Annotated in this window: 4 protein-coding genes; all 4 read left to right on the top strand. The window is 77.3% G+C overall.

What is annotated here, in order from left to right:
• The coding region (locus tag ACFV6I_RS29355; RefSeq protein WP_380428528.1) for a phosphopantetheine-binding protein at positions 1-422 on the top strand (422 nt) is incomplete at its 5' end.
• 1 nt (position 423) lies between these two features.
• The gene (locus ACFV6I_RS29350) at positions 424-1161 is read left to right on the top strand and encodes an aspartyl/asparaginyl beta-hydroxylase domain-containing protein (protein WP_063352428.1); all 738 of its coding nucleotides are present in this window, start codon (positions 424-426) and stop codon (positions 1159-1161) included.
• Positions 1162-1283: 122 nt separating this feature from the next.
• Entirely contained in the window at positions 1284-5756 is a 4473-nt protein-coding gene (locus tag ACFV6I_RS29345; RefSeq protein ID WP_380428527.1) for an SDR family NAD(P)-dependent oxidoreductase, read from the top strand.
• A partial coding sequence (locus ACFV6I_RS29340) for an amino acid adenylation domain-containing protein (protein ID WP_380428525.1) occupies positions 5753-13732 on the top strand: 7980 nt, incomplete at its 3' end. The genes ACFV6I_RS29345 and ACFV6I_RS29340, both read left to right, overlap by 4 nt.

The following is a 13732-nucleotide window of genomic DNA, read 5'->3' as shown; positions in this document are numbered from 1 at the left end:
GGCCCGCCGACGCCGCCCCGCTGGCGGGGGTCGAGCAGCTCGTCGCCGACGCCTGGCGCCGGCTGCTGGGCGGCGGCCCGGTCGGCCGGCACACCAACTTCTTCGAGGCCGGCGGCGACTCGCTGCTGGCCGCCCGGCTCCAGCTGGAGCTGGCCCGCCGCCTGGAGCGGCCGGTCCGGCTGGTGGACATCTTCGGCCGGCCCACCATCGCCGAGTTCGCGGCCGGCCTCACCGAGGGCGCCGCCCCGGACGGCCGGGCCGCCGCCGAGACCGCCGAGCCGCGCGGCGAACGCCGCCAGAGCGCCGTCCGGGCCCGCGCCAAGGCCCGCCGCGAGGCCCGGGACCGGGCCGAGGGCCCGGCCGCCGACCAGCACACACCGGCCGGGCCGACGACCCGGACCGCACCGACAGGGAGGGACTGACATGGACGTTCAGGGCGTGATGACGGAGCTGCACGGCATCCTCGGCACCGAGGGGCTGGAGCGGGTCGAGGAGTGCCTGCGCATCCTCACCGGCGAGCAGGCCCCGGAGTACCTGCACGACGACCAGGAGCCGACCCGGCTGTTCTTCCCCGGGATCAGCGCCCTGCCCTGGCACGACACCGCCGAACTGCCCTGGGTGGCCCGGCTGGAGGAGGCGTACGACCGGATCAAGGCCGAGTTCCTGGAGCTGCGCGCCGAGCAGGCCCGCTTCGCCCCGTACGAGGACCTGTACACCAAGGAGCTCGGCTGGCAGGGCTGGGACACCTACCAGCTGTACCGCAACGGCAGCTGGCGCGACGAGGTCCTGGAGCGCTGCCCCGAGACCCACGCCGCCGTCTCGGCGAGCCCGCACGGGCCGCGCGACGGCATGTTCACCATCCTCAACCCCGGCGTGCACATCACCCCGCACACCGGCGGCGTGAACCTGCTGCTGACCGCGCACCTGCCGCTGATCGTGCCGCCCGGCTGCGCCATCAAGGTCGGCGACGACGAGCGGGGCTGGGAGGAGGGCAAGGTGATCCTCTTCGACGACAGCTTCATCCACGAGGCCTGGAACAAGGGCACCCAGCAGCGCGCCGTCCTGCTCTGGGACGTCTGGCACCCGGAGCTGACGCCCGTCGAGGTCCGGGCCCTGGAGTTCCTGATGCCCCGTTTCCAGCGCTACCTCATGGCGGTCTGAGCCGCCCGGCGGCCCTGATCCCCACGGCAGCCCTGAACCCCATGGCGGTCTGAGCCCCGGCCGCGTACCCGGTCCTGCCCGCCCCGCCGCGCGCGGAGCCCACCTCACCCACGGAGAACACCTTGAACGCACAGCCGGTCATTCCCGACGAGGCCGAGACCGACGGCCGGGTCGCCGTCGTCGGCCTCGCGGGCCGCTTCCCCGGAGCCGATTCCGTCGACGCGCTGTGGGAGCTGCTGGCCTCCGGCACCGAGGCGATCAGCCGGTTCGGCCCCGAGGAGCTGCGGGCCGCCGGGGTGCCGGACGGCGAGGCCGGCAGGCCCGGGTACGTGGCCGCCAAGGGCGTGCTGGCGGACGTCGCCGGCTTCGACTCCCAGCTGTTCGGCTACAACGCGCTGGAGGCCTCGGTCATCGACCCGCAGCAGCGGATCTTCCTCGAATGCGCCTGGGAGGCGCTGGAGGACGCCGGCTGCGACCCCGACCGGGCGCCCGGGCCGATCGCGGTCTACGCCGGGTCGCTGCTGAGCACCTACCTGATCCACAACCTGCTGCCGCGCACCGACCTGCGGGACTCCCTCGGCGTGCCGATGCTCTTCCAGGGCAACCAGCCCGACCAGCTGGCCCCCCGCGCCGCGTACAAGCTCAACCTGCGCGGCCCGGCGGTCAGCGTGCAGACCGCCTGCTCGACCTCGCTGGTCGCCGTGCACCTCGCGGTGCAGAGCCTGCTGTCCGAGGAGTGCGACCTCGCGCTCGCCGGCGGCGTCACCGTCACCGTGCCGCACCGCTCCGGCTACCTGCCGGTGCCCGGCGGCATCGAGTCCCCGGACGGGCACTGCCGGCCCTTCGGCGCCGAGGCGGCCGGAACGGTCTTCGGCAACGGCGCGGGCGTCGTGGTGCTCAAGCGCCTCGCCGACGCGCTCGCCGACGGCGACCGGGTGCACGCCGTCATCCTCGGCTCGGCCGTCAACAACGACGGTGCGAACAAGGCGGGTTACACCGCCCCGGGGGTCGCCGGCCAGACCGCCGTGATCCGCGAGGCGCTGTCCGTCGCGGGCGTCGCCCCGGACAGCATCGGCTACGTCGAGGCGCACGGCACCGGCACCCCGATCGGCGACCCGATCGAGGTCGAGGCGCTCACCGCCGCCTTCCGCGCCGAGCAGGACGCCGACGACAGGTCCGCCACCGGCTGGTGCGGCCTGGGCTCGGTCAAGTCCAACCTCGGCCACCTGGACACCGCCGCCGGCGTCACCGGCCTGATCAAGGCCATCCTGACGGTGCGCGGCGGCCGCATCCCGGCGAGCCTGCACGCCGAGGCCGTCAACCCCGAACTCGGCCTCGCCGACAGCCCGTTCTTCGTCCCGGCCGGCCTCACCGACTGGCCGGTCGCCGACGGCCCGCGCCGGGCCGCCGTCAGCGCCTTCGGCATCGGCGGCACCAACGCGCACGTGATCCTGGAGCAGGCCCCCGAGCCGGCCCCGCGCGAGGCCGCCGCGCCGGGCGCCGTCCCCGTCGCCCTGCCGCTGTCGGCCCGCACCGCCGCCGCGCTGGACGCCGCCGCCGAACGGCTCGCCGACGACCTCGCCGCCCACCCGGACCGCCCGCTGGCCGACGTCGCCCGCACCCTGCGCACCGGCCGGCGCCAGCTGGTCCAGCGCCGCGTCGTGGTCGCCGACGACACCGCCGCCGCCGTGGCCGCGCTGCGCGGCGCCGGCCGCCGGGAGTCGGTCCGGGCCCGCGCCGGGCAGGGCGCCGCCCCCGTCGCCTTCCTGCTGCCCGGCCAGGGCGCCCAGTACCCGGGCATGGCCCTGGGCCTGCACCGGGCGCACCCGGTGTTCCGCGCCGCCCTGGACGAGGCCGCCGACCTGCTGCGCCCGCACCTGGGCCTCGACCTGGTCGAGCTGCTGCGCGGCGGCGACGCCGACCTGCTGCGCCGCAGCTCCGTCACCCAGCCCGCCGTCCTGGCGGTCGGCCACGCCACGGCCGCGCTGTGGCGGCACTGGGGCGTGCGCCCGGCGGCGCTGCTGGGCCACAGCCTCGGCGAGTACACCGCGGCGCTGCTCTCCGGCGTCCTCGACCTGCCCGAGGCGCTCGCCCTGGTCGCCGCCCGCGGCCGGCTGATGGAGCAGACCGCGCCCGGCGCGATGCTGGCCGTCCCGCTGGACGAGGCGGCCGCGGCCGACCTCGCCGCCGCGCACGGCCTGGACCTCGCCGCCGTCAACGGACCGGGCGCCTCGGTGCTGTCCGGCACCGCCGAGGCCGTCGAGCGGGCCGCCGCCGAGCTGGGCGAGCGGGGCCTGCGCGCCCTGCGCCTGCCGGTGGAGCGGGCGTTCCACAGCGCCCTGTGCGCGCCCGCCGCCGAGCAGTTCGCGGCCGAGCTCGCCAAGGTCACGCTGCACGAGCCCACCGTGCCGTTCCTGTCCAACCTCACCGGCGACTGGATCACCCCGGAGCAGGCCACCGACCCCGGCTACTGGGTGCGCCAGATGCTCTCCCCGGTGCGCTTCCACGACGGGCTGACCCGCCTGGCGGCGCTCGACGAGCGGATGGTGCTGGTGGAGACCGGCCCCGGCAGCGTCCTGACCGACCTGGCCCGCGCGGCCGCCGAGGGCAGCGCCGGGCCGCGGCTCGCCCTGCCGCCGCTGCCCACCCGCGGGCGCCGCGGCGCCGAGGACGAGCCCGGCAGCGCCGTCCTCGCCCTCGGCAGCCTGTGGGCGCACGGCGCCGCCGTCGACTGGGAGCCCGTCGACGCCGACGCCCGCCCCGCCGACCTGCCCGGCTACCCCTTCGAGCGGCTCCCGCACTGGATCGAGCCCGCCGTCCCCGGCCGGGCGCCCGCCACCGCGCTGCCCGCCGCGGACCTCGACGCCGTCCACGCGACCGTCAACTGGCGCCCGCTCGCCGAGGCCGCCGGGGACGACCCGCTGGCCGGCCGCCGCCAGACCTGGCTGGTCCTGCTGGACCGGGCCGGCGCTGCCCAGCCCCTGGTCGAGCTGCTGACGGCGCGCGGCCAGATCGTCACCACCGTCCAGCCCGGCCCGGCCTACCGCCGGGTGCGCCGCGGCGTCTACGAGCTCGACCCCGCCGACCCGGCCCAGTACGCGAAGCTGCTGGCCGACCTGCGCGGCCTGGTCCGCACGCCCACCGCCGTCCTGTACGCCTGGGGCCTGGACGAGACGCCGGACGAGACCGCCGGCTACTTCGGCCTGGTCCACCTCGCCCGGGCGATGTCCGCCGAGAGCGTGCTGAACGAGGTCCGGCTCGGCGTCGTGACCGCCGGGGCCTTCCCGGCCGCCCCCGGCGAGCAGCCCCGGCCCGCCGCCGCCCTGCTCAGCGGCCCGGTCCAGGTGCTCGGCGAGGAGTACCGCAACCTGCGCTGCACCCAGGTCGACCTCGCCGTCGGCACCCCGCTCGACGAGGCCGCCGCCGACGCGGTGGTGCGCGCCGTGCTCACCGGCCCGGCCCGGCTGCTCGCCCTGCGCGAGGGCGCCCTGCTCACCCGCACCGTCGAGCCCGCCGAGCGCCCCGTCCCGACCGCCCCGGCCCGGGTGCGCGCCGGCAGCACCTGGCTGCTCACCGGCGGCCTCGGCGGGATCGGCCTGACCCTCGCCCGGGCCCTGGCCCGGGCCGGCGCCGCCCGGCTCGTCCTGCTCGGCCGCGGCGCCGCCGACGAGGCCGCGCTCGCCGCGGTGCGCGAGAGCGGCGCCGAGGTGCTGGCCGTCCAGGCCGACGTCACCGACGCCGCAGCGCTGGACCGGGCGCTGGAGCAGGCCCGTGCGGCCTTCGGCCGGATCGACGGCGTCGTCCACGCGGCCGGCGTGCCCGGCGGCGGCTCCGTCGAGCTGCGCTCCGACGACAGCATGCGCACGGTCCTCGCCCCCAAGACCGCCGGCCTGCGCCACCTGCTCACCGCGCTGCGGCCCGGGGAGGCCGAGGTGCTGGTGCTCTGCTCCTCGCTCGCCACCCTGATCCCGACCTACGGCCAGGCCGACTACGCGGCCGCCAACGCCTACCTCGCCGCCGTCGCGGAGGCCGAGGCCGCGCGCGGCGAGCGCCACGCGGTGGCCGTCGACTGGGACATGTGGGCCGGCGTCGGCATGGCCAGCCGGGCCGAGGTCCCCGAGGCCCTGCGGACCTTCCAGGCCGACATGCTGGCCGGCGCGCTCACCCCCGAGCAGGGCGCCCGCGCCTTCGCCGCCCTGCTGGAGGGCCCGCCCGGACGGGCCGTGGTGGCCCGGGCCGGCGCCGCGATCGCGGACGGCACGCTGCGCACCTCCGCCGCCCCGGCCGCCGAGGCCCCCCGGACGGCGGCCCTGCCCCGCCCCGAGCTCGCCACGCCGTACACCGCCCCGGCCACCCCGACCGAGGAGCGCCTGGCCGAGATCTACGCCGAACTGCTCGGCCTCGACCGGGTCGGGGTGGACGACGACTTCCTGGAGCTCGGCGGCCACTCGCTGCTGGCCGCCCAGATCGCGGCCCGGCTGCGGGCCGAGTTCGAGGTCGACGTCCCCGCCCGGGTCTTCTTCGAGGGCGGCCGCGTCGCCGACCTCGCCACCGAGATCGAAGACCGCATCCTCGCCGACCTGGAGAACCAGTGACCAACCCCGCAGGCCGCCGCGAGGACCGCCTCGCCCGGCTCACCCCCGAGCAGCGCGCCGCCTTCGAGGCGCGCGCCCGGGGCCGCGCAGGCACCACCCCGGCCGCCACGGCCGGCCCCGCCGCCCCGGCCCCGGCCGTGCCCCCGCGCGACCCGGCGCTGCCGGCGCCGCTGTCCTTCGGCCAGGAGCGGCTCTGGTTCCTGGAGCAGCTCACCCCCGGGCTCGGGGTGTTCAACGAGTACGTGGGCCTGCGCCTGAGCGGCCCGCTGGACGTCGCCGCGCTGGAGGCCGCGTTGGACGGCCTGGTGGAGCGGCACGAGGCGCTGCGCACCGTCGTCGCCGCCGGCCAGGACGGCCCGGTGCAGCGGGTGCTGGAGCGCACCGCCCCGGTGCTGCGGGTGGCCGAGCCGGCCGACGGCGAAGCCGGCTGGAGCGAGGCCGAGGAGCGCGCGCTGGCCGAGCGGGAGGCGGCCCTGCCGTTCGACCTGGAGCACGGCCCGCTGCTGCGCGCCCTGCTGATCCGCTCCGCGCCCGAGCACGCCCTGCTGGTCGTGGTCAACCACCACCTGGTCGGCGACGCCTGGTCCCGCGCGGTGCTGGTGGAGGAGCTCTGCGCCCGCTACCGGGCCTTCCGCGAGGGCGGCCCGGCCCCCGAGCCACTCGCCGTGCAGTACGCCGACTGGGCGCAGTGGCAGCGCCGCGAACTCACCGACACCGCGCTGGCCGAGCCGCTCGGCTACTGGCGCGAGCGGCTGGAGGGCGCCCCGCACGTCCTGGAGCTGACCACCGACCGGCCCCGGCCGGCCGTGCCCAGCCACCGGGGCGGCCGGGTGCACTTCACCCTGGACGCCGCCACCACCGAGGCCGTGGAGGCCGCGGCCCGGGCGGCCCGGGCCACCCCGTTCATGGTCACGCTGGCCGCCTGGCAGGCCGTCCTGATGCGCCACTCCGGCCAGCAGGACGTCGTCGTCGGCGTGCCCACCGCGGGCCGCGACCGGCCCGAACTCGCCGGACTCGTCGGCATGTTCGTCAACAGCCTGGTGCTGCGCTCGGACCTCTCCGGCGACCCGACCTTCGGCGAACTGCTCGACCGGGTGCGGGAGACCTCGCTCGGCGCGCTGGCCCACACCCAGGTGCCCTTCGAGCGCCTGGTCCGCGAGCTGCGCCCGGACCGCGACCTCAGCCACGCCCCGCTCTACCAGGTGCAGTTCGGCTACCGCAACGTCCCCGCCCCCGACATCGCCCTGCCCGGCGTCACCGTCGAGCTCGTCGAGCTGGACAACGGCCTCTGTCGCACCGACCTGAGCCTGGAACTCGCCCGCGACGGCGAACTCACGGCAGGCGTCTGCGAGTTCAGCGGCGACCTGTTCGACGACGACACCGTGCGCACGCTGACCGAGGCCCTCCAGCGGGTGCTCGCCCGCGGCGCCGCCGACCCCGGCCTGCGGCTCTCCGACCTGCTCGCGCTCACCCCCGTCGAGCAGGCCCTGCTGGCCTCGGCCGGCGACGGCCCGGCGCTGCCCGAGGACGCGCCGGACGTCGTGACGGCCTTCGCCGAGGCCGTGCGCACCCGCCCGGACGCCGAGGCCGTGCTGCCCGGCGGCCGCCCGGACCAGGCCCTCACCTTCGCCCGACTGGACGCCCGGGTCGACGAGTTGCTCGCCAGGCTCCAGGCCGCCGGGGTGCGCCCCGGCGACCGGGTCGGCCTGTGCCTGCGCCGCGGCACCGACCTGCCCGCCGCCATGCTCGCCGTGCTCCGGGCCGGCGCCGCCTACCTGCCGCTCGACCCGGACTACCCGGCGGCCCGGCTGCGCCACGTGGTCGAGGACGCCGAGCCCGCCGTGGTCGTGGTGCACGCCGCGACCCGGGACGCCGCGCCCGCCGGCGCCCCGCTGCTCGACCTCGACGCCCCGGCCGAGTCCTCTGCAGCAGCACCCGTATCCGTGTCCGTGGACCCGGACGCCCCCGCGTACGTCATCCACACCTCCGGCTCGACCGGCCGCCCCAAGGGCGTCGTCGTGCTGCGCCGCAACCTCACCGCCTTCCTGGCGGCGATGGACCGCGTACTGGCGGACGACGGGGAGCCCGCCACCTGGCTGGCCGTCACCAGCGTCTCCTTCGACATCTCCGTCCTGGAACTGCTCTGGACGCTCAGCCGGGGCCACCGCGTCGTGGTCAACCCCGACCCCGGCACGGCGGCGGCCCCCGCACCGGCCCCCTCCACTCGGAACGCCGCGGCCTCGCAGGACGCCCCGGCCGCCCCGGCCGTCCCCGAGTTCAGCCTCTTCTACTTCGCCAGCGACACCGCCGGCGCCGAGCCCGGCCCCGACCAGTACCGGCTGCTGCTGGACGGCGCCCGCTTCGCCGACACCAACGGCTTCTCCGCCGTCTGGCTGCCCGAGCGGCACTTCCACGCCTTCGGCGGGCCGTTCCCGGCCCCGTCGGTGCTGGCCGCCGCGATCGCCCAGGCCACCGAGCGGATCGGGATCCGGGCCGGCAGCGTGGTGCTGCCGCTGCACCACCCCGTCCGGGTCGCCGAGGAGTGGTCGGTCGTCGACAACCTGTCCGGCGGCCGGGTCGGGCTCTCCTTCGCCTCGGGCTGGCACGCGGACGACTTCGTCCTCGCCAAGGACGCCTACCAGGACCGCCAGGCGCTCACCGTCAGCGGCATCGAGCAGGTGCGCCGGCTGTGGCGCGGCGAACGGCTCCCCTTCGAGGGGCCCGGCGGCCGCACCGTCGACGTCCAGGTGCTGCCCCGCCCCGTCCAGGCCGAGCTGCCGTACTGGCTCACCTCCTCGGGCAACCCCGAGACCTGCCGCACGGCCGGCCGGGTCGGCGCCCGGCTGCTGACCCACCTGCTGGGCCAGAGCGTCGAGGAACTCGGCGAGAAGATCGCCCTCTACCGGGAGGCCTGGCACGAGGCCGGCCACCCGGGCGACCCGCACGTGACCCTGATGCTGCACAGCTACGTCGGCGCGGACGCCGCCGACGTCCGGGCGCACGCCTGGCAGCCGTTCCGCGACTACCTGCGCAGCTCGGTCGGCCTGATCGAGAACCTGGCCCGCAGCCTCGGCATGGACGTGCGCAGCAGCGACTTCACCGCGGAGGACCAGGAGGCCCTGCTCGACCACGCCTGCGCCCGCTACCTGGGCCACGGCTCGCTGATCGGCACCGCCGAGGAGTGCCTGCCGCTGGTGCACCGGCTGGCCGCCGCCGGCGTGGACGAGATCGGCTGCCTGGTCGACTTCGGCGTCGACACCGACGTCGCGCTGGCCGCCCTGCCCCGGCTGGCCGAGCTGCGCCGCACCGCGGCCGCCGCACCGGCCCCCGCCCCGGCCGCCCCCGCGGTCGCGGCCGACACCGAGCTGACGGCGCTGGTGCGCGCCCACGGCGTCACCCACCTGCAGTGCACCCCCTCCCGGGCCCGCACCCTGCTCGACGAGGCCGACCCGCAGGCCCTGCGCGGCCTGCGGCAGCTGCTGCTCGGCGGCGAGGCCCTCGACGCCGAGCTGGTGCGCCGGCTGGCCGAGCACCTCGGCGGCCCGATCCGCAACATGTACGGGCCGACCGAGACGACCGTCTGGTCCACCACCGCCGAGGTCGACCCGGCCGAGGGCCTGGTCACCATCGGCGGCCCGATCGCCGGCACCACCGTGCGCGTCCTCGACCCGTACGGGCGGCGGGTGCCCGTCGGCGTGCCGGGCGAACTCCTGATCGGCGGCGCCGGGGTGACGGCCGGCTACCTCGGGCTGCCCCAGCTCACCGACGAACGCTTCGTCGCCGACCCCGAGTCGGCCGGCCCCGAGACGGCCGGCCCCGAGGCGACCGACCCCGAGACGGCAAGCCGTGAGTCCGCCGCCCGGCTGTACCGCACCGGCGACCTCGTCCGCACCCTGCCCGACGGCCGCCTCCAGTACCTCTCGCGCAACGACCACCAGGTCAAGATCCGCGGCTTCCGGATCGAGACCGGCGAGGTGGAGGCCGCGCTCACCGCGCTGCCCGGCATCCGCCAGTGCGTGGTCACCGCCTACGGCCTGGGCACCGCCCGGGCCGCGCTGGCCGCCTACCTGGTGCCCGAGGACCCGGCCGCGCCGCCCGCCCCGGCCGAGCTGCGGGCCGCCCTGGCCGGGCAGCTGCCGGGCTTCCTGATCCCGTCCCGGTTCATCCCGCTCGACGCGCTGCCGCTCACGAGCAACGGCAAGGTCGACCGCGCGGCGCTGCCCGCCCCCGAGACCGTCCCCGCCGCCGGCCGCGACCGCACCGCGCCCGCCACGCCGACCGAGGAGCGGATCGCCGCGATCTGGCGCGAGGCCCTGACCCTCGACGAGGTCGGCACCGAGGAGGACTTCTTCGAGCTCGGCGGCCACTCCCTGCTGGCCGCCCGGATGGTCGCCGGGATCCGCCGCGACCTGGACGTCCAGCTGCCGCTGCGCACCCTGTTCGACTCGCCGACCGTCGCCGCCCTCGCCCGGGCCGTGGACACGCTGGGCGCCGGCGGGGCCACCACGGCGCCCGCCGAACCGGTCGAGCTGCTGCCTGACCAGGCCCGCCGCCACGAGCCCTTCCCTCTGACGGACGTGCAGCGCGCGTACTGGATCGGCCGCAGCGGCGCCGTCGGCGGCGACGTCGCCTGCCACCTCTACCTCGAAGTGGACGTCGCCGACGTCGACCCGCAGCGCCTCCAGGACGCCTGGCAGGCCCTGGTGCGGCGGCACGACGCGCTGCGCCTGGTCTTCGCCGAGGACGGCACCCAGCGCATCCTGCCCGAGGTGCCCGCGTACCAGCTGGCCGTCGAGGACCTGCGCGGGCTGCCGGAGCCCGAGCGGGCCGACGCCCTCGCCGGGACCCGCGCCCGGATGTCGCACCAGGTGCTGCCCGCCGATACCTGGCCGCTGTTCGAGCTGCACGCCAGCCGGACCGAGGGCACCGACGCCCGGCTGCACCTGAGCATCGACACCCTGATCGCCGACGGCGGCAGCGTGCAGATCCTGCTGCGCGAGCTGCTGGCGATCTACCAGGGCTCGCTCGACCCGCGCCCGATGGAGCTCTCGTTCCGCGACTACGTGCTGGCCGAGCAGACCCGCCGCGAGGGCCCCGCGCTGCAACGCGACCTCGACTACTGGCACGGCCGCCTGGAGACCCTGCCGCCCGCCCCCGCGCTGCCGCTGGCGCGGCGCCCCGAGGAGCTGACGCAGACCAGGTTCCACCGCCGCGAGGCGCACCTGCCCGCCGAGCTGTGGGAGCGGCTGAAGAGCCGGGCCGCCGCCGGCCGGGTCACGCCCTCGGCGCTCGCCCTGGCCGCCTACGCCACCGTGCTCGGCACCTGGGCGGCGGCCGACCGCTTCACCCTCAACCTGACCCTGTTCAACCGCGTCGGCGAGCACCCCGACCTGGCCGCCATGGTCGGCGACTTCACCGCGCTGAGCCTCTTCGAGGTGGACGGCGCCACGGCCGGCTCCTTCGCCGACCGGGCCCGCCGGCTCCAGGACCGGCTCTGGGAGGACCTGGACCACCAGCTGGTCAGCGGCGTACGGGTCGGCGGCGACCTGGCCCGCCGGCGCGGGGTGGCCGACGCCGCCATGCCGGTCGTCTTCACCAGCGAGCTCGGCGCCGGCGAGGTCGGCGGCAGCCGGGTCCTGCGGGAACTCGGCGCCAAGGTCGCCCACACCATCACCCAGACCCCCCAGGTCTGGCTGGACCACCAGATCTCCGAGGACGAGGGCCGGCTGCGGCTGACCTGGGACGCCGTCGAGGAGCTCTTCCCCGAGGGCCTGCTCGACGCGATGTTCGAGGCCTACACCGGCCTGCTCACCGCCCTCGCCGAGCGGCCCGACGCCTGGACGGACCCGTACCTGGCCGCCCTGCCCGCCGCCCACGCCGAGGCCTACCGCGCGCTCAACGCCACGGACGGCCCGCGGCCCGACGGGCTGCTGCACGAGCCGTTCCTCGCCCAGGCACGCACCGCCCCCGGGCGGACCGCCGTGGTCTCCGCCACCGGCACCGTGACCTACGGCGAGCTGGAGCGCGCCTCCGCCGCCGTGGCCCACGCGCTGCGCGGCGCCGGCGTCGGCCCCGGCGACCTGGTCGGCGTGCGCGCCGACCGGGGCTGGGAGCAGGTCGCGGCCGCGATCGGCGTGATCCGGGCCGGCGGCGCCTACCTGCCGCTGGACGCCGGTCTGCCGGCCGCCCGCGTCGCCCGCTCGCTCGAACACGCCGGCGCCACCGCGCTGCTCGCCCGGGAGTCCTGGGACGCGGACGGCGCGGTGCCCGCCGGGGTCACCCTGCTGGGCTTCGACCAGGCGTTGGCCACCCCGGCCGACACCGAGCCGGCCCCGGTGCCCACCACCCCGGCGGACCTCGCGTACGTCATCTACACCTCGGGCTCCACCGGTGACCCCAAGGGCGTGATGATCGACCACCGCGGCGCGCTCAACACCGTGGTGGACGTCAACGACCGCTTCCGGGTCGGCCCCGCCGACCGCGTCCTCGGCCTCTCCTCGCTCGGCTTCGACCTCTCGGTCTACGACCTGTTCGGCACCCTCGCCGCCGGCGCCGCGCTGGTGCTCGTCGGGCCCGGGGAGGAGCGCGACCCCGCGCGCTGGTCCCGGCTGGTCGCCGAACACGGCGTCACCGTCTGGAACTCCGTCCCCGCGCTGATGGAGATGCTGCTCGCGTACGCCGGCGGCAACCCGGCCGCCGACCTGGAGTCGCTGCGCCTGGTCATGCTCAGCGGCGACTGGATCCCCGTCGGCATGCCCGACCACGTCCGCGCGCTGTCGCCCAAGGCCGAGGTGATCAGCCTGGGCGGCGCCACCGAGGCGTCGATCTGGTCCGTGCTGCACCCGATCGGCGCGGTCGAGCCGGGCCGCCCGAGCATCCCGTACGGGCGGCCGATGCGGAACCAGGGCATGGTCGTCCTGGACGAGGCCTTCCGGCCGCGCCCGGTCGGCGTCGCCGGCGCACTGTTCATCACCGGCGTGGGCCTGGCCGTCGGGTACCGCAACGCGCCCGAGCTCACCGCCCGGGCGTTCCCGACCCACCCGGTCACCGGGGAGCGCCTGTACCGCACCGGCGACCTCGCCCGGCTGCTGCCCGACGGCGAGCTGGAGTTCCTCGGCCGGGAGGACTGCCAGGTCAAGGTGCGCGGCATGCGCATCGAGCTGGGCGAGATCGAGTCGGCGCTGGTCCGGATGGACGGCGTCCGGGAGGCGGCGGCGCTGGTCGAGGGCAACGGGCTCGGCGCCCGGCTCGCGGCCTTCGTGGTCCGCGAGGCCGCCCGGCCGCAGCCCGCCGCCGCGCCGGCCCCGGCCCTGGACGCCGAGCGGGTCCGCCGACTGGAGGCGCGGCTGCGCCAGCCCGGCCGCCGCGCCGACCTGGCGGGCCGCGAGGTCCTGCCCTTCGCCCTGCCGACCGACACCCTGGACCTGCGCCGGGCCGCCGCCCTGCGCGGCGCCGCCACCGGCTTCGCCGACGCCCCCGTGCGGCTGGCCGACCTGCACGCGCTGCTGACCGTGCTCGCCCGCCAGGACGAGGACGGCGTGCCCCGGTACGCCTACGGCTCGGCCGGCGGCCTGTACCCGGTGCAGACCTACCTGGCCGTCGCCCCCGGCAAGGTGGCGGGCCTGCCGGCCGGCACCTACTACGTCGACCCGGCCGGGCCGGCGCTGGTCGCCCTCGACGGCGCACCGGGCTCGGCCCGGGCCCTGGACCGGGCGCTCTACAGCGAGGCCAACGGGCCGCTGCTCGACCAGGCCGGCTTCGCCGTCTTCCTGGTCTCCCGGACCGCCGCGATCGCCCCGGTGTACGGCGAACTCGCCGACCGCTTCTGCCTGTTGGAGGCCGGGGCGATGGCGCAGCTGCTGGGGCCCCCCCCCCCCGCGCGCGCGGGGCGCGGCGGGCCCCCCCCCCTCGCGGGGGAGGGGCTCGGCGCGCGCCAGGTATGCGGGCTGGCGCTGGTCCTGGCCGGCGTCCTGCTC

Source organism: Kitasatospora sp. NPDC059803 (assembly GCF_042732255.1).
Classification (GTDB): domain Bacteria; phylum Actinomycetota; class Actinomycetes; order Streptomycetales; family Streptomycetaceae; genus Kitasatospora.
Note: the sequence above shows the minus strand (reverse complement) of the source record. Positions and strands in the feature narration are given on the sequence as shown.

Coding starts and splice junctions, on each gene's coding strand:
- ACFV6I_RS29350 (WP_063352428.1), top strand. CDS start 424: ATGGACGTTCAGGGCGTGATGACGGAGCTGCACGGCATCCTCGGCACC.